This window comes from Actinomadura pelletieri DSM 43383 (assembly GCF_003634705.1).
Lineage (GTDB): Bacteria > Actinomycetota > Actinomycetes > Streptosporangiales > Streptosporangiaceae > Spirillospora > Spirillospora pelletieri.
In genome coordinates, this window is the sequence record NZ_RBWU01000003.1 from 745,340 (window position 1) to 770,984 (window position 25,645).

At 71.5% G+C, this 25,645-nt stretch carries 20 protein-coding genes; 9 read left to right on the forward strand and 11 right to left on the reverse strand.

What is annotated here, in order from left to right:
* Window positions 1-177 precede the first annotated feature (177 nt).
* The gene (locus BZB76_RS16640; protein WP_121435250.1) at window positions 178-1,047 is read left to right on the forward strand and encodes an ATP-grasp domain-containing protein; all 870 of its coding nucleotides are present in this window, start codon (window positions 178-180) and stop codon (window positions 1,045-1,047) included.
* Between the two features lie 3 nt (window positions 1,048-1,050).
* Here BZB76_RS16640 and BZB76_RS16645 read toward each other — a convergent pair whose 3' ends face one another.
* Window positions 1,051-1,245 carry a DUF3046 domain-containing protein gene (locus BZB76_RS16645; RefSeq protein WP_117399493.1) on the reverse strand — a complete coding sequence of 65 codons (195 nt, stop codon included), beginning with the start codon at window positions 1,243-1,245 and terminating at the stop codon, window positions 1,051-1,053.
* A gap of 52 nt (window positions 1,246-1,297) precedes the next feature.
* Between BZB76_RS16645 and BZB76_RS16650 the strand changes: the two genes are divergently transcribed.
* Window positions 1,298-5,884 (forward strand): ATP-dependent helicase, encoded by a 4,587-nt coding sequence (locus tag BZB76_RS16650; RefSeq protein WP_121435251.1) that lies wholly within the window; start codon window positions 1,298-1,300, stop codon window positions 5,882-5,884.
* A gap of 188 nt (window positions 5,885-6,072) precedes the next feature.
* On the opposite strand, the gene secA2 is transcribed toward BZB76_RS16650, so the two are convergent.
* Window positions 6,073-8,415, reverse strand: a complete 2,343-nt coding sequence (secA2, locus tag BZB76_RS16655) for an accessory Sec system translocase SecA2 (protein ID WP_121435252.1) — start codon at window positions 8,413-8,415, stop codon at window positions 6,073-6,075.
* Between the two features lie 230 nt (window positions 8,416-8,645).
* Between secA2 and BZB76_RS36385 the strand changes: the two genes are divergently transcribed.
* A complete protein-coding gene (locus BZB76_RS36385) occupies window positions 8,646-8,777 on the forward strand; it encodes a hypothetical protein (RefSeq protein ID WP_281273874.1) in 132 nt (43 codons plus the stop codon).
* A gap of 130 nt (window positions 8,778-8,907) precedes the next feature.
* On the opposite strand, the gene BZB76_RS16660 is transcribed toward BZB76_RS36385, so the two are convergent.
* The gene (locus BZB76_RS16660) at window positions 8,908-10,134 is read right to left on the reverse strand and encodes an ROK family transcriptional regulator (RefSeq protein WP_121435253.1); all 1,227 of its coding nucleotides are present in this window, start codon (window positions 10,132-10,134) and stop codon (window positions 8,908-8,910) included.
* Window positions 10,135-10,395: 261 nt separating this feature from the next.
* On the opposite strand from BZB76_RS16660, the gene BZB76_RS16665 reads away from it, so the two are divergent.
* From BZB76_RS16665 to BZB76_RS16690, 6 genes are all read left to right on the forward strand, one after another.
* Window positions 10,396-11,661 (forward strand): extracellular solute-binding protein, encoded by a 1,266-nt coding sequence (locus tag BZB76_RS16665; RefSeq protein WP_121435254.1) that lies wholly within the window; start codon window positions 10,396-10,398, stop codon window positions 11,659-11,661.
* Window positions 11,662-11,683: 22 nt separating this feature from the next.
* Window positions 11,684-12,655, forward strand: coding sequence for a carbohydrate ABC transporter permease (locus BZB76_RS16670; protein WP_121435255.1), 972 nt, complete (start codon window positions 11,684-11,686; stop codon window positions 12,653-12,655).
* Complete coding sequence (locus BZB76_RS16675; RefSeq protein WP_170180650.1) at window positions 12,652-13,548, forward strand: carbohydrate ABC transporter permease; 897 nt, start codon at window positions 12,652-12,654, stop codon at window positions 13,546-13,548. Before BZB76_RS16670 ends, BZB76_RS16675 begins: the two co-directional genes overlap by 4 nt.
* Entirely contained in the window at window positions 13,545-15,011 is a 1,467-nt protein-coding gene (locus tag BZB76_RS16680) for a glycoside hydrolase family 3 protein (protein ID WP_121435256.1), read from the forward strand. The genes BZB76_RS16675 and BZB76_RS16680 overlap by 4 nt, the downstream gene beginning before the upstream one ends.
* A 104-nt stretch (window positions 15,012-15,115) precedes the next feature.
* On the forward strand, window positions 15,116-15,580 hold the full coding sequence (locus BZB76_RS16685) for an RrF2 family transcriptional regulator (RefSeq protein ID WP_121435257.1): 465 nt from the start codon (window positions 15,116-15,118) through the stop codon (window positions 15,578-15,580).
* A gap of 9 nt (window positions 15,581-15,589) precedes the next feature.
* Window positions 15,590-16,396, forward strand: coding sequence for a DNA-formamidopyrimidine glycosylase family protein (locus tag BZB76_RS16690; RefSeq protein WP_121435258.1), 807 nt, complete (start codon window positions 15,590-15,592; stop codon window positions 16,394-16,396).
* Here BZB76_RS16690 and BZB76_RS16695 read toward each other — a convergent pair.
* The 8 genes from BZB76_RS16695 to BZB76_RS16730 form a co-directional block, all read right to left on the reverse strand.
* Window positions 16,371-16,886, reverse strand: coding sequence for a hypothetical protein (locus tag BZB76_RS16695; RefSeq protein ID WP_121435259.1), 516 nt, complete (start codon window positions 16,884-16,886; stop codon window positions 16,371-16,373). The genes BZB76_RS16690 and BZB76_RS16695 overlap by 26 nt on opposite strands.
* Window positions 16,887-17,090: 204 nt before the next feature.
* The gene (locus BZB76_RS16700) at window positions 17,091-17,558 is read right to left on the reverse strand and encodes a Dps family protein (protein ID WP_121435532.1); all 468 of its coding nucleotides are present in this window, start codon (window positions 17,556-17,558) and stop codon (window positions 17,091-17,093) included.
* A 144-nt stretch (window positions 17,559-17,702) separates the two neighbouring features.
* Window positions 17,703-18,056 carry a helix-turn-helix domain-containing protein gene (locus BZB76_RS16705; RefSeq protein ID WP_117399503.1) on the reverse strand — a complete coding sequence of 118 codons (354 nt, stop codon included), beginning with the start codon at window positions 18,054-18,056 and terminating at the stop codon, window positions 17,703-17,705.
* A gap of 117 nt (window positions 18,057-18,173) precedes the next feature.
* Window positions 18,174-19,475, reverse strand: a complete 1,302-nt coding sequence (locus BZB76_RS16710; protein ID WP_246006989.1) for a CinA family nicotinamide mononucleotide deamidase-related protein — start codon at window positions 19,473-19,475, stop codon at window positions 18,174-18,176.
* 403 nt (window positions 19,476-19,878) lie between these two features.
* Window positions 19,879-20,508, reverse strand: a complete 630-nt coding sequence (locus tag BZB76_RS16715; protein WP_121435260.1) for a CDP-alcohol phosphatidyltransferase family protein — start codon at window positions 20,506-20,508, stop codon at window positions 19,879-19,881.
* Window positions 20,505-21,935, reverse strand: a complete 1,431-nt coding sequence (rimO, locus tag BZB76_RS16720; protein WP_121435261.1) for a 30S ribosomal protein S12 methylthiotransferase RimO — start codon at window positions 21,933-21,935, stop codon at window positions 20,505-20,507. Before rimO ends, BZB76_RS16715 begins: the two co-directional genes overlap by 4 nt.
* Before the next feature lie 93 nt (window positions 21,936-22,028).
* Complete coding sequence (locus tag BZB76_RS16725) at window positions 22,029-22,784, reverse strand: helix-turn-helix domain-containing protein (protein WP_121435262.1); 756 nt, start codon at window positions 22,782-22,784, stop codon at window positions 22,029-22,031.
* Between the two features lie 176 nt (window positions 22,785-22,960).
* A complete protein-coding gene (locus tag BZB76_RS16730; protein WP_121435534.1) occupies window positions 22,961-25,645 on the reverse strand; it encodes a DNA translocase FtsK in 2,685 nt (894 codons plus the stop codon).

The following is a 25,645-nucleotide window of genomic DNA, read 5'->3' on the forward strand; positions in this document are numbered from 1 at the left end:
GGCGGGCCTCCGACACTTTCGAGACTCCGGCGGAACTGTGGACGACGCCGGTGTGCCCGCATCAGCGTACCGAACATAAGTTCGATCATCGTCCGGTACGGCGATTTCGGGACGGATTCTCCGTGCGCTCCATGGTCTCGACCCCGTACGCTGGCGCCGTCCACGGAGGGTTCCATCATGACGCTGACCGTTCTCTTCTGCGTCGATCCGCTCCACCCTCGGCGCGTTGACCCCCATTTCTCCGGCGAGGCCGCGGCCGTCCGCGACCACTACGGAGAGATCGCCCTGATCGACCATGACGCCCTGCGGCGGGGTGATCTGGACGACGCGGTGCGCGGGGTGCCGGCCGATCTGGGGCCCGTCTGGTATCGCGGCTGGATGTTGACGGGCGAGGAGTACGCGGCCGTCGCCGCCGAGTTGAAGCGGCGGGGGACGTCGCTGCTCACGCACCCGGACGACTATCGGCGCGCCCATGAACTGCCCGGCTGGCACGACACCTTCGCGGGGCTGACGCCGCACAGCGTGTGGCGGCCCCTGCGCGTCCGTGAGGATCCCGGCGACCTGAGCGTGCTGGCGGAACTGGTCCGGCCGTTGCGGAGCGGGCCCGGCGTGGTCAAGGACTACGTGAAGTCGTGCAAGCACGAGTGGGAGGAGGCGTGTTACGTCCCCGACGTGAAGAACCTCGCCCAACTCCACAACGTCGCGTCGAAGATGGTGGCGCTCCGGGACGACCATCTCGCGGGCGGGCTCGTCGTCCGCGAGTTCGAGGAGTACGACGGTGACGGTGAGGCGCGCGTGTGGTGGGTGGACGGCGAGCCCGCCCTGATCGGGCCCCATCCGGACAGCCCGGGTGTGGAACCCGATCCGGACCTGACGGAGGTCGCCCCGGCCGTGCGTGCGCTGGGATGTCGTTTCATCACGACCGATCTCGCCCGCCGGGCGGACGGCGCGTGGCGGGTCGTGGAGGTCGGTGACGGCCAGGTCAGTGATCTGCCTTCATCGGTGGATGCGATGGACCTGTACGCGCACCTGCCCGTCCCGGACTGACCGTCAGCGCAGCGTCGAGGGAACGTCGAAGGTCGCGACGACGGCCTGCCAGACCCGCTTGGCGGATTCTCCGTCGGCCAGGGCCTGTTCGATGGTGCGGCCGTCCAGTTCGGCCATGACGTAGTCCTTGGCGACGCTCTCGGCGTAGGCCTCGCCGAACTGCTGCCGCATCCGATCCCAGAAGACTGTGAGCCGCACCCGTCCACGCTATCCGACCGGGACTGTCGGACCGGCGAGGCAGTATGGGTGCATGCGTGGTGACGTGCTCGAACGCTTCTCCCCGGCGACCCGGGCCTGGTTCTCGGGGGCCTTCGCCGCGCCCACGCCGGCCCAGGCGGGGGCGTGGGAGTCGATCTCGAGCGGTGACAACACGCTCGTGGTGGCGCCGACCGGGTCCGGTAAGACGCTCGCGGCGTTCCTGTGGTCCCTCGACCGGCTCGCCACGGAGGCGGCCGTGGCGGATCCGCTGCGGCGCTGCCGCGTCCTGTACGTGTCGCCGCTGAAGGCGCTCGCCGTGGACGTGGAGCGGAATCTGCGCGCCCCGTTGACGGGCATCCGGCAGGCGGCGCGGCGGCTCGACCTGCCGGAGCCGGGCGTTCGCGTCGGGATGCGGTCGGGCGACACCCCGGCCGACGAACGGCGGCGGCTGGCCGTCAAACCGCCCGACATCCTGATCACGACGCCGGAGTCGCTGTTCCTGATCCTCACGTCGCGGGCGCGGGAGTCGCTGCGCGGCGTGGAGACGGTCATCGTGGACGAGGTGCACGCCGTGGCGGGCACCAAGCGCGGGGCGCACCTGGCCCTGTCCCTGGAACGTCTCGACGCGCTACTCGACCGGCCCGCGCAGCGGATCGGGCTGTCGGCGACCGTCCGTCCCACCGACGAGGTGGCGGCGTTCCTCGGTGGGACGAGGCCCGCGACGGTCGTCCAGCCGCGCGCCGACAAGGTCTTCGACCTCGACATCGTCGTTCCCGTGGAGGACATGGGCGAGGTGGGCGGGTTCGTCGATGAGGCGGGGACGGCCGATCCGCGCCAGCGCAGTATCTGGCCGCATGTCGAAGACCGTCTGCTCGACCTCATCGAAGCGCACCGGTCGACGCTCGTGTTCGCCAACTCGCGGCGGTTGGCCGAGCGGCTCTGCGGCCGGTTGAACGAACTGGCCTACGAACGCGCGACCGGCGGGCCCCTGCCGGAGGACCACTCCCCCGCGGAGATGATGGCCGAGGCGGAGTCGTCCAGGGGCGCGCCGCGGGAGATCGCCCGCGCGCACCACGGTTCCGTGTCCAAGGAGGAGCGGGCGGGCATCGAGAACGCCCTGAAGGAGGGGCGGCTCCCTGCGGTCGTGGCGACCTCCAGCCTGGAGTTGGGCATCGACATGGGCGCGGTCGATCTGGTCGTGCAGGTGGAGTCGCCGCCGTCGGTGGCCAACGGGCTCCAGCGCGTCGGACGGGCGGGTCACCAGGTCGGCGCCGTGTCCAAGGGCGTCATCTTCCCCAAGTACCGGGGTGACCTCGTCCAGACGGCGGTGGTGGCCGAACGGATGCGCGGCGGCGAGATCGAGGAGCTGCGCTATCCGCGCAACCCGCTGGACGTCCTCGCCCAGCAGATCGTCGCGATGGTCTCGATGGACGAGTGGTCGGTCGACGAGCTGGAGTCCCTGGTCAGGCGGGCCGCGCCCTACGCCACGCTGCCTCGTTCGGCGCTGGAGGCAACCCTGGACATGCTCGCCGGGCGTTACCCCAGCGACGAGTTCGGGGAGCTGCGCCCCCGCCTGGTCTGGGACCGTGTGACGGGCGTCCTGCGCGACCGTCCAGGGGCGCAGCGCCTCGCGGTGACCAGCGGCGGCACGATCCCGGACCGCGGCCTGTTCGGCGTGTTCCTCGTCGGTGAGAAGGCGTCGCGGGTCGGCGAGCTCGACGAGGAGATGGTGTACGAGTCCCGGGTCGGGGACGTGTTCGTGCTCGGCGCCAGTTCGTGGCGCATCGAGGACATCACGCCCGACCGTGTGCTCGTCTCGCCCGCGCCGGGTCAGCCCGGCAAGCTGCCGTTCTGGCACGGCGACACGCTGGGGCGTCCCGCCGAGCTGGGCCGGGCCCTCGGCTCGTTCACCCGCAGGTTGGCCGGGCTGCCCGCCGAGGAGGCCCGCGCACAGGTGTCCGCCGCCGGGTTGGACGACTGGGCCGCCGCGAACCTCGTGTCGTACGTGACCGAGCAGCGGGAGGCCACCGGGCACGTCCCCGACGACCGCACACTGGTCGTCGAACGGTTCCGTGACGAACTCGGCGACTGGCGCGTGGTCGTCCATTCGCCGCTGGGCGCCCGGCTGCACGCGCCGTGGGCACTGGCCATCGCGGGTCGCCTGCGCGAACGGTACGGCGTCGACGCGCAGGCGATGCACGCCGACGACGGCATCGTCATCCGCATCCCCGACATGGACGAGCCGCCCGGGCTCGACCTGGCCGTCTTCGACGCCGACGACATCGAACGGGTCGTGGTGGACGAGTTGGGCGGCTCGGCGCTGTTCGCGGCCCGGTTCCGCGAGTGCGCGGCGCGTTCGCTGCTGCTCCCCCGCCGCCGCCCGGACAAGCGGATGCCGCTCTGGCAGCAGCGCCAACGGGCCGCGCAGCTGCTGGCGGTGGCGAGCAAGTACCCGTCGTTCCCGATCGTGCTGGAGACGATGCGGGAGTGCCTCCAGGACGTGTTCGACGTCCCGGGCCTGGTGCAGTTGATGCGTGACATGGCGGGACGCAAGGTCCGCATGGTCGAGGTGGAGACGCCCGAGCCGTCGCCGTACGCGCGTTCTCTGCTGTTCCGTTACATCGGCGCGTTCATGTACGAGGGCGACTCGCCTCTCGCCGAGCGCCGCGCGCAGGCGTTGGCGCTGGACTCCGCGCTGCTCGCCGAGCTGCTCGGCCAGGCCGATCTGCGGGAGCTGCTCGATCCGGACGCGGTCGCCGAGATCGAACGCGAACTCCAGCGCCTCCCCGCCGATCGCCGCGCCCGCGACCTGGAGGGTGTCGCCGACCTGCTGCGGACCCTCGGTCCCCTCACCACGGCCGAGGTCGCGGAGCGGACGCTTTCCACCGGCGACGGGACGGACGACGACGTGCTCGTGCGCGTGTCGCGGTGGCTGGCGGAGCTGGAGGGGACGCGGCGGGCGATCCGCGTCAGGATCGCCGGCGCGGAGCACTGGGCCGCGGTGGAGGACGCCGGCAGGCTCAGAGACGCGCTCGGCGCGCCGTTGCCCGTGGGCGTTCCGGAGGCGTTCCTCGAACCGGTCGCCGACCCGCTCGGCGACCTGGTCTCCCGGTACGCGCGCACGCACGGACCCTTCCGGGTGGGCGACCCGGCGACGCGGTTCGGGCTCGGCGCCGCCGTGGTCCTGGAGACGCTGCGGCGGCTGTCGGGCGCGGGACGCGTCGTCGAGGGCGAGTTCCTGCCCGTGGAGGCCGTGTCCGGCCCGCTCACCACCGAATGGTGCGACGCGGGGGTGCTGCGGACGCTGCGCCGCCGTTCCCTGGCCAGGCTGCGCGCCGAGGTCGAACCGTCCCCGCCGGAGTCGCTCGGGATCTTCCTGCCGGCCTGGCACGGCATCTCCGGCGGCTCCCGGCTGCGCGGGATGGACGCGCTCGTCCAGGCGATCGAGCAGCTCCAGGGCGCGGCGGTGCCCGCGTCGGCGCTGGAGTCGCTGGTCCTGCCGGCGCGGGTCGCGGGTTACTCACCGGCGATGCTGGACGAGCTGACGTCCGCGGGCGAGGTCGTGTGGGCGGGTCAGGGCGCGCTGCCGGGCGGGGACGGCTGGGTGTCGCTCTACCTGGCCGACACCGCGCCGCTGCTGATGCCGGAACCCGCGGAGATCACCCTGACGCCCGTGCACGAGGCCGTCCTGGACACGCTCGGCGACGGCGGCGCGTTGTTCTTCCGGACGCTCTCCGACCGGGTCAACCGGCACGTCACGGCCGGTGACGCCGATCTGGTCACCGCCGTGTGGGATCTGGTGTGGGCCGGGCACCTCACGAACGACACGATGGCCCCGCTGCGCGCCGCGCTCGGGTCCGGTCGTCCCACGCACCGGTCCCGGACGACGCGCCGGGGACGGCCCGTCCTGCCGTCCCGGACGGGCCCGCCGACCGTCGCAGGCCGCTGGTGGCCGCTCCCAGAAAGGGAGGCGGGCGTCACCGTCCGATCGCACGCCCTCGCCGAGGCGCTGCTGGAGCGGTACGGCATCGTCATCCGCGGCGCCGTCGCCGCCGAACGCACCCCCGGCGGGTTCTCCGCCGTCTACCCGGTGCTGCGCGCGTTCGAGGAGACCGGCCGTTGCCGCCGGGGCTACTTCGTGGAGGGGCTCGGCGCGGCCCAGTTCGCGCTCCCCGGGGCCGTCGACCGGCTCCGCGCGCTCCGTCCGACGGCGGCGCCGCCGGACGACATCTCGGCGCTGTGGGAGACACCCCGTAAGCCGACGAACCGGGCCCTCGTCCTGGCCGCGACCGACCCCGCCAACCCCTACGGGGCCGCGCTGCCCTGGCCGGAACGCGGCGACGAGACGGCCTCGGGGCACAAGCCGGGCCGCAAGGCGGGGGCGCTGGTCGCGCTGGTCGAGGGCCGACTGGTCCTCTATGTCGAACGCGGCGGCCGGACGCTGCTGACCTGGGACGACGACCCGAACGTCCTGCAACCGGCGGTCGACGCGCTGGCCTTGGCCGTCCGGGAGGGCGCGCTCGGCAAGCTCACCGTCGAACGCGCCGACGGCGCCGCGATCAACGACTCGCCGCTGGCGGCGGCACTGGAGTCCGCCGGGTTCCATCCGACGCCCCGCGGCCTACGCCTGCGCGCCTGACCAGGCCCCACGCGGGTCAGCGGCGGCCCTTCTACATGGTGATCAGGCCGCGCTCGGCAAGCTCACCGTCGAACGCGCCGACGGCGCCGCGATCAACGACTCGCCGCTGGCGGCGGCGCTGGAGTCCGCCGGGTTCCATCCGACGCCCCGCGGCCTACGCCTGCGCGCCTGACCAGGCCCTACGCGGGTCAGCGGCGGCGGCCCTTGAACATGGTGATCAGGCCGCGCAGGGCGCGTTCGTCGAGGGAGCCGAACGGGTTGTCGTGGACGAGGTACGTCCAGGTCGCCGAGGGGCGCTGGAGACCGGCGGCGTCGAGGTCGATGCCGTCCTCGGACGCGGTGAGGGCCTCGAACGCCGCGATCGAACGTTCCCGCGCGTCGGACAGCAGCCGCTTGCCCGCCGGGACGGCCTCCCGGTTGAACTCGACGAGCGGGTCGAGGCCCCGGCCGAGCGACCGCAGATGGATGCCCTCGCGCAGGTCGGCGAGGTAGGCGAGATGCTCGGACCAGCAGCGGTCCAGCTGGTACAGGACGATCTGGCGGGCGGCCGCGGCCACCGCCTCCGCACCCGCGATCTTGGTGAGTTCGGCGTGCCGTTCGGGGGCGCCCGCGGCCATGGCGCGGTCGGCGGCGTCGCCGCGCAGCACGGCGTCGCGCTCGGCGAGGACTGCCTGCCGTTGCAGGCCGATCAGCTGGTTGTAGCGCCAGGTGTTGCGGTGCAGTTCGAGGTCGACGCCCTCGGCGACGCGCTGCGCGTGGCCGACGATCCAGTGCGCGCCCTTGTCGGTGACGAGGCCGTCGTCGTCGGCGGGCGCCTTCGACCTCTCGTCGGGCGCGAACCGGGTGACGAGGTCGTCCTGGAGGCTGGTGAAGAACACCGACCCGCCGGGGTCGCCCTGCCGTCCGGCGCGGCCTCTGAGCTGGTCGTCGAGGCGGCTGCTGTGGTAGCGGCCGGTGCCGATGACCAGCAGGCCGCCGGCCTCGACGACCCGGTCGTGGTCGGAGCCGGACGCGTCGGCGGGGGCGGTGCCGGGCGCGGCGGACGGGTTGCCGCCGAGCCGGATGTCGGTGCCGCGGCCGGCCATCTGCGTGGAGACGGTGATCGCCCCGTGGGCCCCGGCCTCGGCGATGATCGCCGCCTCCTCGGCGTCGTTCTTGGCGTTGAGGACGACGCGGTCGAGTCCGGCGCGGGCGAGACGGCGCGCGAGGCGTTCGGACTCGGCGACGTCGGCCGTGCCGACCAGCACGGGACGTCCGGTGGCGTGCGCGGCGGCGATCTCCTCGACGATCGCGACCTCCTTGTCGGCGGAGGTCGCGTAGAGGCGGTCGGGTTCGTCGACGCGGACGCAGGGCCGGTTCGGCGGGACGACGGCGATCTGCAGGTCGTAGAACTCGGTGAGCTGCCCCGCGACGGCCATCGCCGTGCCGGTCATTCCGCAGCGGACCGGGTAGCGCCCGACCAGCTCCTGGACGGTGATCGAGTCGAGGATCTCGCCGCTCGGGGACGCCTCCAGCGCCTCCTTCGCCTCCACGGCGGCCTGGAGCCCGTCCGGCCACCGCTGCAGCAGCGCGACGCGTCCCCGTGACTCGCTGATCAGCTTCACCTCGCCGTCGCGGACGATGTAGTCGACGTCGCGGTGCAGCAGCACCTCGGCGTGCAGGGCGACGTTCACGGCGGTGAGGGTGCGCAGCTGGTCGGGCGCGTAGAGGTCGATGCCGTCCTCGCCGCCGAGGACGCGTTCCACCTCCTGCGCCCCCGCCGGGGTGAGCTGGACGCTGCGCGCCTCGTCGTCGGTGGCGTAGTGCAGCCCGGGCCGCAACCGGCGGACCAGGTCGGCGTACCGCGGGTCGGCGCTGTCGAGGTCGGTGGCGCCCGCGAGGACGAGCGGCACCATCGCCTCGTCCACGAGCACCGAGTCGGCCTCGTCGATCAGCGCGACGGACGGCTCGGGCTGGACGACGGCGTCGGCGCTCGTGGCGAGCCGGTCGCGCAGCAGGTCGAAGCCGATCTCGCTGACGGGCGCGTAGGTGACGTCCGCCCGGTACGCGGCGCGGCGCTCGTCGGGGGTGGACGACTGCCCGACCCATGCGACCGACACGCCGAGCAGCGCGTACAGCGGCCCCATCCACTCGGCGTCGCGGCGCGCGAGGTAGTCGTTCACCGACATGACGTGGACCTGGTCGCCGCGCAGCGCGTGCCCGGCGGCGGCCAGCGCCCCCGACAGGGTCTTGCCCTCGCCGGTGGCCATCTCGGCGACATGCCCGGACAGCAGGGCGAGCGTCCCGATGAGCTGCACGTCGAACGGCCGTTCGCCGAGCGCCCGGCGCGCGGCCTCCCGGCCGAGGGCGCACAGTTCGGCGAGGTCCTCCTCGCGGCGGAGGTCGGACGCGGCCGCGGTCAGTTCGTCATCGGTCAGTTTCCGGACGCGTGACTCCCGCTCGCCGGCCTCGGCCACCAGGGCGCGGAACGGCGCGAGATCGACGCTGCCCGGCTTCTGGACGAGTCTGCGAAACCGGTCACGCAGCGCCATGACGTCCCCTAGGTTCTACGGTCACGACTCCCCCAACGGGCTGGTGCGGGACTGCGTTCCCACCATGATCCCAGGGCGGATCCCCGGGTCGTCCCGGATCTCCTCCCCATTGGGGCTGACCTCGAATTCATTCCCTGGACGGATCCCTCTCGGCCTCGCGTTTGGGACGATGAGGTCATCACGGGGTTTGCGGTGGCGAGGGGAAACGTCACCGCGGAACGGGGTTCGTCATGACACCTACCGCTCGCAAGGCCGCGGCGCTCCGGCGCAAGCGGCAGATCATCAGCCGGACGGTCATCGACCGTGCGCTGAACGACCCGCGGCGCCACCGGGAAGAGGTCGTCGCCGCACCCGCCAAGTGAACTACGCCCGCCAGGTGAACAGCGCCCGCCAAGTAAACAATGTCCGCTGAGTAAGCGGCAACCGCCAATCAGGACACACTTCAACGAGCGCCTCCGCCGTCCGGCGGGGGCGCTGACGGTTTCCGGGGTCCTAGGACGCACCGGCCGCCGAGAACACGTCGTCGCGGGCCTGTTCCAGCGCGGCGTGCAGGGCGCCGCGCAGGACGGGGTTCCCTTCCACCTCGGTCATGGCCACGGTCGGACGGGTGGGGCTGATCCGGCCGACGATCTCCTCGATGCGGGTGGCGAGCGGGCGGCCGCCGGCGCGGCCGAGATTGCCCGACAGCACCACGAGTCCCGGGTCCAGGACGATGTTGACCGAGGTCACGCCGTAGGAGATGCGGCGGGCGAGATCGTCGAGGAACGCGCCGCCGCGCTCCGGGTCGGCGGCGGCCGCGCGGACGCAGTCCACGGCCGTCGGCTCGGTGACGCCGTACTCGTGGGCGAGGGCGCGGACCGCGTCCGCGCCGACCAGCGCGCCGTAGCCGCCCGCCAGGGTCGGAATGCCCCAGGTCGTCGACTCGGTGACGCCCTCGTCCTGCGGGGCGCGGCGGGCGGCGCCGAGCGGCAGCGGCGCGCCGGGCACCGGCAGGTAGCCGATCTCCCCGGCGCCGCCGGACCGCCCGCGGTGCAGCCGTCCGCCCAGCATCACCGACAGGCCCATGCCGCGGTCGAGCCACATGAGGGCGAAGTCGTCGGCGCCCTGCGCGGCGCCGTAGGCGCGTTCGGCGATGGCGGCGAGGTTGACGTCGTTCTCGATCGTCACCGGACGCCGCAGGTCGGTCCGCAGGGCGGCGAGGACGCCCTCGTGCCAGGAGGGCAGGTCGAAGGAGAACTGGACGTCGCCGGTGCGGGGGTCGACGACGCCGGGAGTGCCGATGACGAACGCGCTCAGTCTGGACAGCGCGACCTTGGCGGAACGGCACGCTTTGACAACTGCGCTGTGGACCATCCTGACCGGTTCGTCGGCGCTGTTCGGGTCGACGGTGACCTGGGCGACGATCTGCCCGGTGATGTCGGCGACACCTGCGGTGACCCCGTCGGGGCCCACCTCCAGCCCCGCGACATAGGCGCTCGAAGGGACGACCGCGTACAGTGCGGCGTTGGGTCCGCGTCCCCCGGCCTGTGATCCGACGACCGAGACCAGGCCCCGGGTCTCCAGCCTGGACAGCAGCTGGGAGGCGGTGACCTTGGACAGACCGGTGTGCTCACCGATCTGGGCGCGGGTCAGCGGGCCCTGCCGGACGAGCAGGTCCAGCGCCGCGCGATCGTTGAGCTCGCGCAGGAGCCTCGGCGTCCCCGGGCGGTTGGCGACCATGCTGGCTACCCCTCGATTGTCTTCAGTGTCTCAATCCGCTAACGGCAGTTTTGTTTAGGAAAGTTTCTTGTTAGTTTACGCCCAAGCGCCGACCGGTCCGGTACCCCGGACCGGGGGCGCGCGCAGAGCGCGGACTGGCGAGCAGGGCGCCCGCGAGCGTTGCGACCGCAAGAGGAGCATGGCTGGACCCTAAAGGGTCGCCATCTCCCCTTGCACCGCAGGCCACAAGGCCGCGCGAGGCGATGCCGGAAAGGATCTCCAGTGAAGTACATCAAGGTTGCGGCCGTCGCGGCCGCGATCGCCCTGGCCGCCACGGCCTGCGGGGGCGACGGTGACGGCGAGGAAGGCGCGGGCAAGGACCCGGCGCAACTCAAAGTGTGGATGATGGGCGAGGGAACCCCGGAGCAGACGAAGTTCCTCGACGACGTCGAAGCGGAATTCAAGACCAAGCACCCCAAGACGGACGTACAGATCAAGTACGTTCCCTGGCCGCAGGTGGCTACAACGTTCCAAAAGGCGGCGGCCGGAGGTGAGGGGCCCGACGTCACGGAGCTGGGCAACACCGACGTCCAGTCCCACATCGAGCAGGGAAACCTGGCCGACATCACCGACGAGTACAACGACTGGGCCGACTCCAAGACCCTGAACAAGACGGCGCTCGCCAACGACCAGGCGGACGGCAAGACCTACGCCGTGCCGTGGTACGGCGGCGTCCGGGCCATCTGGTACCGCAAGGACTGGTTCCAGGAGCTCGGCATCCAGCAGCCGAAGAACTGGGCCGAGCTCGTCGCGGCGGCGAAGAAGATCCAGGACGAGAAGAAGGTCCCCGGCATCGGGGTGCCGACCGACCAGACCAACGCGCTGCTCAGCTTCATCTGGGGCAACCAGGGCGAGGTCGCCGTCAAGGAGGGCGACAAGTGGGTCGGCAAGCTCGACCAGCCGCAGGCCGTCGAGGCGGTGAACTTCGTCGCGGGCCTCATCTCCAAGGAGAAGGTCGCGCCCGAGAAGTACATCGGCCTGGACGAGCTGGAGGGCCCGCAGCGCGACTTCGCGCTCGGCAAGCTCGGGATGTACATCGACGGCAGCTGGTCCCTGAAGCAGCTGAAGAAGATCTCCGAGAAGGACGCCGCCCAGTGGGCCGTCTTCCCGATCCCGAGCAAGAGCGGCGGTAACGCGCCCGTCCTCGCGGGCGGTTCCGACCTGGGCGTCTGGAAGGACACCAAGGCCAAGAAGGCGGCGTTCGACTACGTCACCGTCCTCAACAACGCGAAGAACGCCAAGGCCTGGGCCGACCAGAGCGGCTTCTCGTCGATGCGTTCGGACGTGGCGTTCACCGACCCGCAGCTGGCCGCCTTCACCAGCATCGCCACGAACACCAAGTTCGCGCCGATCAGCACGGGCTGGGGCGAGTTCGAGCAGGCCAAGAAGGTGCTGCCGAACGCGCTCAAGGCCATCGTGCAGGGCAAGTCCGCCGATGAGGAGATGAAGAAGGCGAACGAGCAGGCCAACACCCTGCTGAACCAGTAGTCCTCGGCTGATCGGAACGTCCATGCTCGACACCGCACCGGCGGTGGGGAAGGCGCCCGGCCGGAGATCGTCCGGCCGGGCGCGGTCCCGCCGCAGGCCCCGTCTCGGTCCCTACCTGCTGATCACGCCCACCGTGATCGTGATCGCCGTCCTGATGTTCTGGCCGATGATCCAGATCGGGATCATGTCGTTCCAGAAGGTCGGCAACCGCCAGTTGCGCGGCGAGCCGGCGGAGTCGGTCGGCACCGAGAACTTCGACAAGATCCTCAAGGACCCGTTCTTCTGGCAGACCGTCCGGCACACCGTGCTGTTCGCGATCGTGGCGGTGTCACTGACGCTGGTCGTCGGGACGCTCATCGGGCTCCTGCTGAACAGGCTCGGCAAGAGGATGTCGTCCTTCGTCGCGGGCGGCGTGATGGTCGCCTGGGCCACCCCGCCCGTCACCGCGGCCATCATCTTCACCTGGCTGTTCGGCTCCACGGGCGGCGTCGTCAACTGGTTCCTCGACCTGCTGCCGAACTTCCTCGTCGGCGGCGGCTGGTCCGACTACAACTGGTTCGCCACCCCGCTGTCCACCTACACCGTCCTCACGGTGTGCGTGGTCTGGCAGGCGTGCCCGTTCATCGCCGTGTCCGTGCTGGCCGGGCTGAAGAGCATCCCCGGCGAACTGTACGAGGCGGCGCGGGTGGACGGCTCGGGCCCGTGGCGGACGTTCTGGAGCCTCACCTACCCGATGCTCAAGCCGATCTTCCTCGTGCTGCTGGTCATGTCGATCATCTGGGACTTCAAGGTCTTCACCCAGCTGTTCATCATGTCCGGAATGGCGAACCGTGACGCCTTCAACCTGTCGCTGTACGCCTACTCCGAGGCGTTCGGCTCGCTGAATCCGAAGCTCGGCATGGGCTCGGCGATCGCGCTGGTGCTCACGGCGATCCTGCTCATCGTCACCGCCCTCTACGTGCGGGTCATGGTGCGTCAGGGGGAGACGAAATGACGTTCGCGACCACGAGGCGGCGCGGGGGCGCGGGCCATGGCCGTCCCGCCGGACCGCACCGCCTGCGGCGCAAGATCCTGCTGAACGGCGCGGGGGTGCTGGTCTTCTTCCTCGCCGTGTTCCCGGTCTTCTGGATGGCGTCCACCGCCTTCAAGCCCAACACCGAGATCTTCAGCACGACACCGAAACCGTTCCCGTCCAACCCGACGCTGGACCACTTCGACCTGGTCCTGAACGGCGGCATCGCGGAGGTCAGTTTCTGGGAGTACTTCCGCAACAGCGCCATCCTGGCGATCGTCACCGTCGTGGCGTCGAGCCTGCTGGCGCTGATGGCCGCCGTCGCGGTGGCCCGGTTCCGCTTCCGGTTCCGCACCACCTTCCTGATCATGCTGCTGATCGTGCAGATGGTACCGCTGGAGGCGCTGGTCATCCCGCTGTTCCTCGACCTGAAACAGCTCGACCTGCTGAACAGCCTTTCCGGGCTGGCCCTCGTCTACATCGGCTTCGCCGTACCGTTCGCGATCTGGATGCTGCGGGGATTCGTCGCCGCGGTACCCCCCGAACTGGAGGAGGCCGCCGCCATCGACGGCGCCGGCCCCATCCGGACGTTCTTCACCGTCCTGCTCCCGCTGGTCGCTCCCGGGCTGGTGGCGACCAGCATCTTCTCCTTCATCACCGCCTGGAACGAGTTCATCTTCGCGTTCACGTTCCTCGACGACCAGAACAAGTACACCCTCCCGATCATGCTGCAGTTCTTCTTCGGACGCAGCGGCAACGCTTGGGGGCCCATCATGGCAGCGTCCACGCTGCTCACCATTCCCGTCATCGCGTTCTTCCTCATCGTCCAGCGCCGCATGGTGTCCGGGCTGACCGCCGGGGCGGTGAAGGGGTGACGACCGACGACCTCACCACCGCCACCGAACTCGGCCGCCTGGCCCGCGGCACCCTGCTCCCCTCCTTCCCCGGCCCGACCGCGCCGCGCTGGCTGCTGGACGAACTGGAGGCCGGCCTCGCCGGCGTCACCCTGTTCGCCCTCACCGGCAACGTGCAGAGCCCCGAGTCCCTGGCCGCGCTCACCGCGCAGATGCGCAAGGCCGGCGACCCGTTCGTCACGATCGACGAGGAGGGCGGCGACGTCACCCGCCTCGGCGGTCACCAGACCGGCAGCCCCTACCCGGGCAACGCGGCGCTCGGCGCCGTGGACGACCCGGAGCTGACCCGGCGGATCTACCGCTCCCTCGGCGCGGAGCTGGCCGAGGTCGGCGTCAACTTCAACTTCGCGCCGTCCGTGGACGTCAACACCGCCGACGACAACCCGGTGATCGGCACCCGCTCGTTCGGCTCCGACCCGGACCTCGTCGCCCGGCACGCCGCCGCGTCCGTCACCGGGACGCAGGAGGCGGGCGTCGCGGCCTGCGCGAAGCACTTCCCCGGCCACGGCGCGACCGTGGACGACTCCCACCTGTCGATCCCACTCGTCGACGCCGACCTGGATTTGTTGGACCGGCGCGAGCTGGTTCCGTTCCGGGCGGCGATCGAGGCCGGCACCCGCGCGGTGATGACCGGGCATCTCAACCTGCCCACCATCACCCGCGGTGTGCCGGCGACCCTCTCCCCCGCCGCCATCACCGGGCTGCTCCGGGAACGGCTCGGCTACGAGGGTGTGATCGTCACCGACGCGCTCGACATGGAGGGCGCCAGCGGCGCGATCGGCATTCCCGAGGCGTCCGTGCGGGCCCTCATCGCGGGCGCCGACCTGCTGTGCCTCGGCCCGAACGAGCACGCCGAGACCCTTCAGGCGACGCTCGCCGCCATCAGCGAGGCCGTACAGACCGGGCGGTTGTCCCCGGACCGGCTGCGGGCCTCGGCGGAGCGGACCAGGCGGCTCAAGGAGTGGCTCGCGGGCCCCTCCCCCGCCGTCGCCGACCGCGCCGCCGGACTGGAGGCCGCCCGCCGCGCCATCCGGGTGTCGGGCTCGCTGCCCGGCTGGGAGTCGGCGCCGCTCGTCGTCGAGTCGGAGGCCACCGGCAACATCGCGGTCGGTCCGACCCCGTGGGGCCTGAGCCCCTGGGCGCCCGACGCGATCCACGCGGACGGCACGGACGGGGCCGAGGACCAGGCCTTGGCCCGCGCCCGCGGACGCGGCCTGGTCGTCGTACTGCGCGACGCCCACCGGCACGCGGGTCAGCGAGCGCTCGCCACGGCGCTGCTGCGGGCCCGTCCCGACACGGTCGTCGTGGAGATGGGCCTGCCCGTCTGGCGTCCGAGCTCCGCCGTCTACATGGCCACCTACGGGGCCGCCGCCGCCAACGCCCAGGCCGCCGCGGAGCTGCTGGGGCTGACATCCGCCGCCTGAGGTCGCCGGAGAACCCGCGACGCGCCCGCCGGACACAGAGCCCGGTTCCGGCGGGCGCGTCGTGCCGGGGCGGAGCGGTCTGATCGGCAAGGGATAATGGTCGTATGAGATTGTCCGCCCGGGTCGACTACGCGTTGCGCGCCGCCGCCGAGCTGGCGGTCGCCGGGAGCCGCCCGGTGACCGCGGTACAGCTCGCCGAAGCGCAGCAGATCCCGCCCAAATTCCTGGAGAACATCCTCGGCCAACTGCGCCGGTCCGGCCTCGTCCGGAGCCAGCGGGGACCCGAGGGCGGCTACTGGCTGGCCCGTCCGGCCGACCAGATCTCCCTCGCCGACATCATCCGCGCCATCGACGGACCGCTGCTCGGCGTGCGGGGCGAACGCCCCGAGCACGTCGGGTACGAGGGGCCCGCCCGTTCGCTGCAGGACGTCTGGATCGCGCTACGCGCCAGCGAGCGCGCCATCCTGGAGCAGGTCAAGCTCGCGCACATCGCCACGGGCGAACTGCCCGACCCCGTCCGCAAGCTCACCGAGGACCCGTCCGCCTGGGAAAGCCCCTCGTTCATCTGAGGCCCTTCCATGCCGGAAGGTGACGTCGTCTGGCTGACCGCCCGGCGCCTCGCAGAGGCGCTCGCCGGGCGGCCGCTGACGCGCTCCGACTTCCGCGTGCCCCGGCTGGCGACCGCGGACCTGCGCGGACGGACGGTCCTGGAAGCCGTCTCCCGCGGCAAGCACCTCCTCATTCGCGTCGAGGGCGGCCTGACCGTCCACACGCACCTGATGATGGAGGGACGCTGGCACATCCGGCGCACCGGTCCGCCGCCGCGTGACCACCGTGTCCGGCTGGTTCTCGCGAACGCCGAATGGCAGGCCGTCGGCTACTCGCTCGGCCTGGTCGAGTTGCTGCGCACGGCCGACGAGGCGCGCGCCGTCGGCCATCTCGGCCCCGACCTGCTCGACGCCGCCTGGGGTCCGGACATGGTCGCGCGGGCGGTCGCCCGCCTGACCGACGACCCGGAACGACCGATCGGCGAGGCGCTGCTCGACCAGACCCGGCTGGCGGGGATCGGCAACGTCTACAAGGCCGAGATCCTGTTCCTGCGGGGCGTTCACCCGTGGACGCCCGTTGGACGCGTCCCCGACCTCGACGGGCTCGTGGAGCTTTCTCACAGGCTTTTGGACCTCAACAAGGATCGGCACGGCCACATCACCACCGGCGACCTGGCGCGGGGCCGTGAGCACTGGGTCTACGGCCGGGCGTCCCGTCCCTGCCGGCGCTGCGGCACCCGTGTCGAGCGCGCCTCACAACCGTCGCAGGGCGCCGAGCGCACCACCTACTGGTGTCCCCACTGCCAACCGCCTACCGCACCACCAGCGCGCCGTTGACGATGGTCAGGCCGGCCTGAGGGGCGCCTTCGTCGCAGTCCGGGCCGTTCGGGAACGTGGCCTCGGGGATGAGTTCGATCCGCCGGCTGAGGAACGTCCGGCCCTGGGCGTCGCGCAGCCTGAGGGTGACCCGGACGATCGACGTCGGCAGGTCCTCGACGTAGGCGAAGCCGTGCTTGGCTCCGTCGGACTCGGCGGCGGCGTCGCAGGAGTCGGCGGAGTCGGCGGGGTCGTCGCGCTGACAGTCCATGGGCAGGCCCCGGGACGACGGCCTGAACCTGACCGGCGTCTCACGGCACGTGTGGTCCCAGCACACCCGCAGGGACGCCGACGACACGCGGGCGGCGTCCGGGGCCGGGATGTCGACGCTGAGGCCGGGCCGTGACCCGGCCGCCGCGCACCGTCCCGCGCCGTTCCCCAGGACGCCGCACGCGGCGAGGGCGAACAGCGCGGCGCCGAGTGCCGCGGATCTCAGGAGCGGGACGTCCATGGTCCATGATCACCCGAATGTGGACACACCCCACGAGAAACCGGAAAACGGTCTCGCACAGCAGACGGCCCCGGCCCGCCGTAAACGGTCGGGCCGGGGCCGGTCTCCGGGTCGGGGCGCCGGGATCGCTGTGAGCGCACCGCCGGGAGTGCCGGGCCGAGGGATCGGCTCGGGTCGGTCCCGCTCGGTTCCGAGCGGGACCGCTCAGATCTGTGCCTGGAACATCCAGTGCTGCTTCTCGAGTTCGCCGGTGATGCTGATGAGCAGGTCCTGGGTCACCTGGTCCGGTTCGTCGGTGGCGCTGATGCGCTCCCGGAACCGCGTGATGAGCTGCGCCAGGACGTCGGTGACCGCGGCGACGACCTTGTCGTCGTCGAGGTAACCGGCCTCCAGCTGCGGGATCTTCGTCCGGTCGGCGACCGTACGGGCGCGCCCGTCCGGGTTCACTCCGATCGCCACGGCACGTTCGGCGACATCGTCCTGCCCCGTGCGGGCCAGCGCGACGATCTCGTCCAGATGCTCGTGCACGACCTTGAAGTTGCGCCCGGTGAGGTTCCAGTGCGCCTGCTTGGCGAACAGCGAAAGGTCGATCAGGTCGATGAGGGACCCCTGAAGAGCCTCCCCCGCGACCTTCAGTGCCTCGTCGTTGAGCGGGCTCTTGACCGCCGCCATGGTGGGCTCCTTCCGCATCGTTACGGGATATCCGTTACAACACGGGACCCTCCCCGCGAATGCCGCGTTCATGCGTGAGACCGCGCACACCCGCGGCCCCCGATCGGGCATGAACGCTGGGCGCTCGATGCGGATGAGCCCCGGTCAGGCCGCGACCATGTCGGCGCGGAACTCCCCGGTGATCTCCTCGGGCGTCTCGGGAATGTTCTCGGTCGTGATGCGCTCGTGCTCCGGCGCGCCCGCCATGACGGGCTCGTGCTGCAGCTCGGCGAGGGCCAGTTGGTCCGCCACGTCCCTCAGCACATGGGACAGCGGAACACCGAGCGCCTTGCAGATCGAGGACAGCAGTTCGGACGAGGCCTCTTTCTGCCCTCGTTCGACCTCGGACAGGTAGCCGAGTGACACCCGCGCCGCCGCGGACACCTCACGGAGGGTGCGTCCCTGGCGCAGCCGCAGCTGCCGCAGTACGTCACCGAGCAGCTGGCGAAGCAGGACCATCGTCTCGCTCCCTCCCTCAGTTCGGACCATCTGCCGGTTCCACCGTACCCGCCTTGACGGTGGGCATGGCAGACCGTTGAATTCGTGTTCGCTCGGAACGTAACGCTGTAATCAGCCTCACTCTTCCCGATCCGCCTGGCCCGCGTCGTCCCGATCGTCGACATCGAGCCCGAGAAGAACGCGTCTGAGCAGCTCAAGGGCGTGCACGACGGTCATCCGCCGGATCACGTCGCGGACCTCGAGCCCCGTGCCCGGCACGGGGAGTCGCGGACCGATCACGATGGAGAGTTCTCCGGGTCCGGCCAATCCGATGAAGATCGTGCCCACCGGACGGCCGTCCTGCGGGTCGGGACCGGCCACACCCGTCACGGCGAGCCCGTAGGTCGCGCCGAGCGCGTCCCGTGCCCCGGCGGCCATCGCGGCGGCCACGTCCGGGTGGACGGCGCCGTGCTCGGCCAGCAGATCCGCCGGGACGCCGAGGAGCTCTCGCTTGGCCTCGGTCGCGTAGGTCACCAGGCCGCCCCCGTACGCCACGGATGAGCCCGGCATAGAGGTCAGTTCCGCGCCGATGAGCCCGCCGGTCAGCGACTCGGCGGTGGCGACGGTCGCGCCGCGCTCGGCGAGCAGCCGGTGGACGACCCGGTCGAGCGACTCGTCCCCGGTCCCGTACACGGCCGAGCCGAGCAGGTCCCGCACGCGCGTCTCCACCTCCGCGAGCCGGGCGGCGGCACCGGGTCCCGTGACGGTGATCCGGATCTTCACCTGGGCCGGTTCGGGCAGGTAGGCCAGGCGCACCCCGTCCATCGCCTCGACCTCGGCGAGCCGCGTCGCGACATCCGACTCCCACATCCGCGCGGTGCGCAGCGTGCGGCGCGCGACGGCGGGCGGCCCGCCCAGACCCGCCAGTTCGGGCAGCACCGTCTCGTCCATGATCGTGCGCATCTCGTGCGGGACGCCGGGCAGCGCGTACACGATCCCGCCGGGCAGCTCGACGCGCAGCCCCGGCGCCGAGCCCGCGGAGTTGCGCAGGATCTTCGCGCCCTCCGGAACGTCCGCCATGCGCAGTGCCATCGGCCGCAGTTCCCGTCCGGCCCGCGCGACCCGGTCACGGAGCCGACGCTCCAGGTCCGGGTCCCGGACGAGGGCGACACCCGCCGCCGCGGCCAGCGCGTCCCGGGTCAGATCGTCGTAGGTGGGACCGAGCCCACCGGTGGTGATCAGCGCGTCGGCGCGTTCCAGCGCGGCCGTCACCGCCTCGATGATCACGTCGAGTCGGTCGCCGACCACGACGCTGCGGGTCACGTCCAGGCCGTGGTCGGCGAGCCGGCGCCCGAGCCATGCCGCGTTCCCGTTGACCGTGTCGCCGAGCAGCAGCTCGTCCCCGACGGTGAGCAGTTCGACCCGCATCACGTCCCCCATCCCGCTCCTCACCGGCCGCTTCTCGCCGGCACCGCGTCCCGAAATCTACCGGTAGCGAGCCCATCGGACGGGCCCGGCCACCGCCCGGTTGACGGAGAAAACGACCGAATGAGGACGTGGCGGATGCCCGCAGATCGTATCGGTCCAATCGGGTTTCCCTTTTCGCTCGCCCGGGAAAAGGGCGGGCCGCGTTTTGTAGCCCGCTGTGGATCTTGTCCCGCCGCAGCGTGCGGTGAACGCCGCGACCGGGGCGTGGATCGTCGCCGCGCGCACCGGCCGGCGCGTCCACCAATTCCCAGAGGCGCAGGTCACAATGTGAGTCAAACCTCAGCCGCACGATTCGTCCGCCCGGGGATTCACGGGGATAATCGCTACCGCGGCGCCGACGAGCGGGGCTGCGGGACTACGACCGGGGTGGGCGTGGTCCCGCAGCCCACCCGTCCTCCGTCCCGTCGGACGCGTTCCACATCCGCCACGCCCGGACGACGTAGTCGACGCCCGTCACGACCGTGACGACCACCGCCGCCCCCATGGTGACCCAGCGCAGCGGGTCGAGCGGGCCGGGCAGGATGTACAGGCCGATCGCGACGACCTGGAGCATCGTCTTCAGCTTGCCGCCCTTGCTCGCCGGGATCACCCCGCGCCGGATCACGACGAACCGCAGCACGGTGACACCGATCTCGCGGACCATGATGGCCGCCGTCACCCACCACCACAGCTCCCCCATGACGGACAGGCTGACCAGCGCACCGCCGGTGAGCGCCTTGTCGGCGATCGGGTCGGCGATCTTGCCGAAGTCGGTGACCAGCCCCCGGGCCCGCGCGATGTCACCGTCGATCTTGTCGGTGATCGAGGCGACCGCGAACACGGCGAACGCGGCGAGGCGCCAGCCGGTGCCGTCCAGGAAGAACAGCCAGACGAAGACGGGCACCAGCGCGATCCGGACGATCGTCAGCGCGTTCGCGACGTTCCACACACCGGCCGGCGGCGGGTCGTGCGAGCCCGCCACCGGATCCGGAGCACCCGCGATCATGTCAGGTCCGCGACGAGGTCCACGCCGTCGCTCCCGGTGACGCGGGCGGTGACGAACTCGCCGGCGGCCGGGGCGGCGCCGCGGACTCGGACCGTCCCGTCCACCTCCGGCGCCTGGTGTTCGGCGCGGCCCTCCGGCTCGCCGTCGTCGGACTCGCCCTCCAGCAGAACACGGACGCGCGTGCCGATCCGGTCCTCGGCGCGCTGCGCGGTCAGCTCGTCGGCGAGGCTCGTCAGTTCCTCGACGCGGGCGGCGACCTCGGCGGGGTCGAGCTTGCCGTCCAGGGTCGCGGCCTCGGTTCCGTCCTCGTCGGAGTAGCCGAACACGCCGACCGCGTCCAGGCGCGCGGCGGACAGGAACTCCGCCAGTTCGTCGACGTCGTCCTCGGACTCGCCGGGGAACCCGACGATGAAGTTCGACCGGACGCCGGCGTCCGGGGCGAGCGCGCGGATCTGGTCGAGCAGGCCCAGGAACCGCTCCCGGTCGCCGAACCGCCGCATCGACCGCAGCACGGGACCGCTCGCGTGCTGGAAGGACAGGTCGAAGTACGGAGCGACACCGGGCGTGCCGCAGATCGCCTCGATCAGCCCTGGACGCGTCTCGGCGGGCTGGAGGTAGCTGACGCGGACGCGTTCGATGCCGTCGACGGCGGCGAGTCGCGGCAGCAGCTTCTCCAGCGCCCTCAGATCGCCGAGGTCCTTGCCGTAGGACGTCGAGTTCTCGCTCACCAGCACCAGTTCGCGGACGCCGTGCCCGGCGAGCCACCGAGCCTCCTCCAGCACCTCCTCCGGTGGCCGCGACACGTACGCGCCGCGGAACGCCGGGATGGCGCAGAACGCGCAGCGCCGGTCGCAGCCGGACGCCAGCTTCAGCGGCGCGACCGGACCGCCGCCGAGCCGCCGGCGCAGCACCCTCGGCCCGGACGCCGGTGCCAGCCCGTCCGGAAGGTCGTCCGGCGCGGAACGTCCCTCGAACGAGGCGTGGCCCGGGGTCGCGACACCGGACGCGGAACGCTCGACCGGGGAGATCGGTAGCAGGGTCCGGCGGTCGCGCGGGACGTGCGCGTCGCGCCGGCGTCCCGCCATGACGTCGTCGAGCCGGTCACCGATGCCCGCGTAGTCGTCGAAGCTCAGGATCGCGTCGGCCTCCGGCAGCGCCTCCGCCAGTTCCCTGCCGTACCGCTCGGCCATGCAGCCCGCCGCGACGACCTTCGCGCCGGAGTCGTGCGCGGCGAGCAGCGTGTCGATGGAGTCCTTCTTGGCGGCCTCGATGAACCCGCAGGTGTTGACGACGACCACGTCCGCGCCGTCCGCGCCGTCGGCCAGGTCCCAGCCCGCGTCCTCGATGCGCGCGGCGAGCTCCTCGGAATCGACCTCGTTGCGTGCGCAGCCGAGCGTGATGAGCGAAACCTTACGGCGAGTGGACATCCCCCTAAGGTAATGGCCCCGGGCTCTCTTGCAGACCAGCGCCCTCGCCCGTCGGGCGGGTCGTCGCGGACGGGACGACCGCCCGCGCCTCGGTCAGGCGGTCTCGGGGTCGTCCCGGTCGAAGCTCAGCCGCTGGACGCCCTTGCCCTTGCCGGGTGAGCCGAGGTCCTTGCCGTTGACGGTCAGGTCGACGCTGCCGCCGACGCCGATCACGAGCTTGACCTTCTTCTTGGCGGTGAAGTCCTTCTGGTCGCCCTTGCGGAGCATGCCGCTGAACAGCGTTCTACCGTCGTCACCGCGAACGTTCAGCCAGGTCGTGAACTTGGCCTCGACCCGCACCTCGACCTTGGTGCGCGGCGCGACCGCGACGGGGGCGCCGCTCTTCGGCGGCGCGGTCGTGGCGGGCGCCGACGTCGTCGGCGCGGGCGTCCCGGCGACCTGCCGCGCGGTGCGCTGCTCGGGCCCACCGCCCTGCCCGACCACATGGAAGACCCCGTAGATCACCACCGCGGCGAGGGCCAGGGCCATCGCGGCGCTCCAGTTCGGCGACCTGCGCTCGCGGAACGCGACGGGCTGCTCCGGCTCGAACGCCGACACGGCCGAGACGGGCTGCGGCGCGCCGCCGTGCGTCGCGTCGAACTCGGCGACGAGAGGCTCCGGGTCGATGCCGATGACACGGCTGATGCTGCGAATATGCCCGCGGGCGTAGAAATTGCCGCCGCAGGCGGCGAAATCGTCGGCCTCGATGCCGCGGATCACCGTTTCGCGTATCCGCGTCTGGAGACTCACCTGTGTCACCGAGAGACCTGCCCGCTGACGCTCCTCCGCCAAGGTCTCACCGATGCTCACGCCGGGCCTCCCTTGAGGGCACTCGTCGCCGATCTCCTGCTCCACCAGTCTAGAAACGGCAATGCCCTCAGTGCGACAGCCAACACGTTCGAAACAGGGCAAGATTTCGCATCATTCCGCAATGCCCCGCCCCGTTCGGGCCCGTCCGAACGGGCACGTTCGGACGGGCCGCCGGTTCAGGCCTCGCCGCGCAGTTCCGCGAGCACCCCGGGGAGGTCGTCCGGCTTGGTCAGCACGTCCCGTGCCTTGGAGCCCTCGCTGGGCCCGACGATGTCGCGGCTCTCCATCAGGTCCATGAGACGGCCCGCCTTGGCGAACCCGACGCGGAGCTTGCGCTGGAGCATCGACGTCGAGCCGAACTGGGTGGACACGACCAGCTCGATGGCCTGGACGAGCAGGTCCATGTCGTCGCCGATCTCCTCGTCGATCTCCTTCTTCGGCCCGGCGGCGGCGCCGACGTCCTCCCGGTAGTTCGCCTCCATCTGCTTCTTGCAGTGGTCGACGATGCCGTGGATCTCCTTCTCCGCCACATAGGCGTTCTGGATCCGCATCGGCTTGCTCGCGCCCATCGGCAGGAACAGCGCGTCGCCCTGCCCGACGAGCTTCTCGGCGCCCGGCTGGTCGAGGATGACCCGGCTGTCGGCCAGCGACGAGGTCGCGAACGCCAGCCGGGACGGCACGTTCGCCTTGATGAGCCCGGTCACCACGTCCACCGACGGGCGCTGCGTCGCCAGCACCAGATGGATCCCGGCCGCACGCGCGAGCTGGGTGATGCGCACGACCGAGTCCTCGACGTCGCGGGGCGCGACCATCATCAGGTCGGCCAGCTCGTCCACGATGACCAGCATGTACGGGTACGGGGTGTACACCCGTTCGCTGCCCGGCGGCGGCTTCAGCTTCCCGGCCTTGACGGCCTTGTTGAAGTCGTCGATGTGCCGGTAGCCCGACGCCGCCAGGTCGTCGTAACGGCGGTCCATCTCACCGACGACCCAGTCCAGTGCTTCGGCCGCCTTCTTCGGGTTGGTGATGATCGGCGTGATCAGGTGTGGGATGCCCTGGTACATCGTCAACTCGACCCGCTTGGGATCGACGAGGATCATGCGCACCTCGTCGGGCGTCGCGCGCATCAGCACGGACGTGATGAGCCCGTTGATGCACGTCGACTTGCCCGCCCCGGTGGCCCCCGCGATGAGGATGTGCGGCATCTTCGCCAGGTTCGCCACGACGGTGCGTCCCTCGACGTCCTTGCCGAGCCCGACGATCATCGGATGGTGCTCGTTGGTCGCGGCGGGCGAGCGGAGCACGTCACCGAGGCTGACGATGTCCTTGTCGGTGTTGGGGATCTCCACCCCGATCGCGGACTTGCCGGGGATCGGGGAGATGATCCGCACGTCCGCGCTCTTCACCGCGTAGGCGATGTTCTTGGTCAGCGCGATGACCTTCTCGACCTTCACCGCCGGGCCCAGTTCGATCTCGTACCGGGTGATCGTCGGGCCGCGGGTGAACCCGGTCACCTGCGCGTCGATGTCGAACTGCTCCAGCACCCCGGTGAGCGCGTTGACGACCGTGTCGTTGGCCTTGGTGCGGGGCTTGGCGACACTGCCGGGCCGCAGCGCCGACGGGTCGGGCAGGACGTAGATCTCACCGGACGACGACAGCGGCAACTGCTCGGAGCTGCGCGGCGCGGGCGTCGGGTCCGGGACGTCGGTCGTCCGCGTCGCGGACGCGCCCGCGACGAGTTCGTCCTGGATGGTGGGGTCGTCGTGATCGGCGATGTCGGCGCGGTCGTCGTGCGGGTCCGGGGCGTCCGGCGGCGCCTCCTCGTCGACCGGCGGCGCGGGCGGGGGGACGTCGGCCTGGAACGGGTCCGCCTCGAAGAGGTCGTCGGCCAGTTCGCGCCGAGGGCGGGCGGCCTTCTTCGGGGCATCCTCCAGCAACGGGGAGTCGTACGGCCGGGAGTGCTCACCGACCTCCAACTCGTCGCCGTCGCCGCTCTCGGGCTTCTTCCGGCGGCGGCGCTTCTTCGGCGCGGCGTCGTCCCCGGCGGCGTCCTTGTCCTTGTCGTCCGCGGCCGGCCGCGGGGTGCGGCCCTGCAATGTCGCCACGGCCCAGAGTTCGGAGACCCGCTCGGGCACCCGGTTGATCGGTGTCGCGGTCACGACCAGCACCCCGAAGCCGGACAGGAGCAGCAGCAGCGGGACCGCCACCCATCCGCTCAGCGCCGCCTCCAGCGGGGCCGACACGACCCAGCCGACGACGCCGCCCGACGCTCGGACGCCGTCCATGTCCTTGGCGGGCGAGGGGACGCCCGCCGCGATGTGCAGGATGCCGAGCACGCCGACCCCGAGGGCGGTCATGCCGATGACGACGCGTCCGGTGTCCTCGTGCTGCTCGGGGTGGCGCAGCGTCCGCCACGCCAGCAGGGCCAGCAGGACGGGCAGCGCCATCGCGGGCAGCCCGAGACCGCCCCGCACGACCTTCTCCAGCGCGATCGTGACGACGCCCTCCGGGCGGAACCAGGTGACCGAGGCCAGCACGATGGACGAGCCGAGCAGGGCGAGCCCGAGCCCGTCGCGCCGGTGTTCGGGGTCGAGGTTGCGGGCGCCCTGCCCGTAGGCGCGGAAGATCGAGCCGACCGCGACGGCCGCGAGCAGGTACAGCTTGAACAGCAGCTTGAAGAACCCGAGGACCGTCTGGGAGATCGGGTCGGGCTTCTGCGGGGCACGCCCCCGACCCGAACCGCGGCCCCCCTTGGGACCGCCGCTGGAGCGCTTCCGGGGGGACGACCCTGCGGGCTTACGAGCCGTGTTGCCCCCCGCACGCGAAGAGGTTCTCGCACCCCCAGACGCACGTGTGGCCAT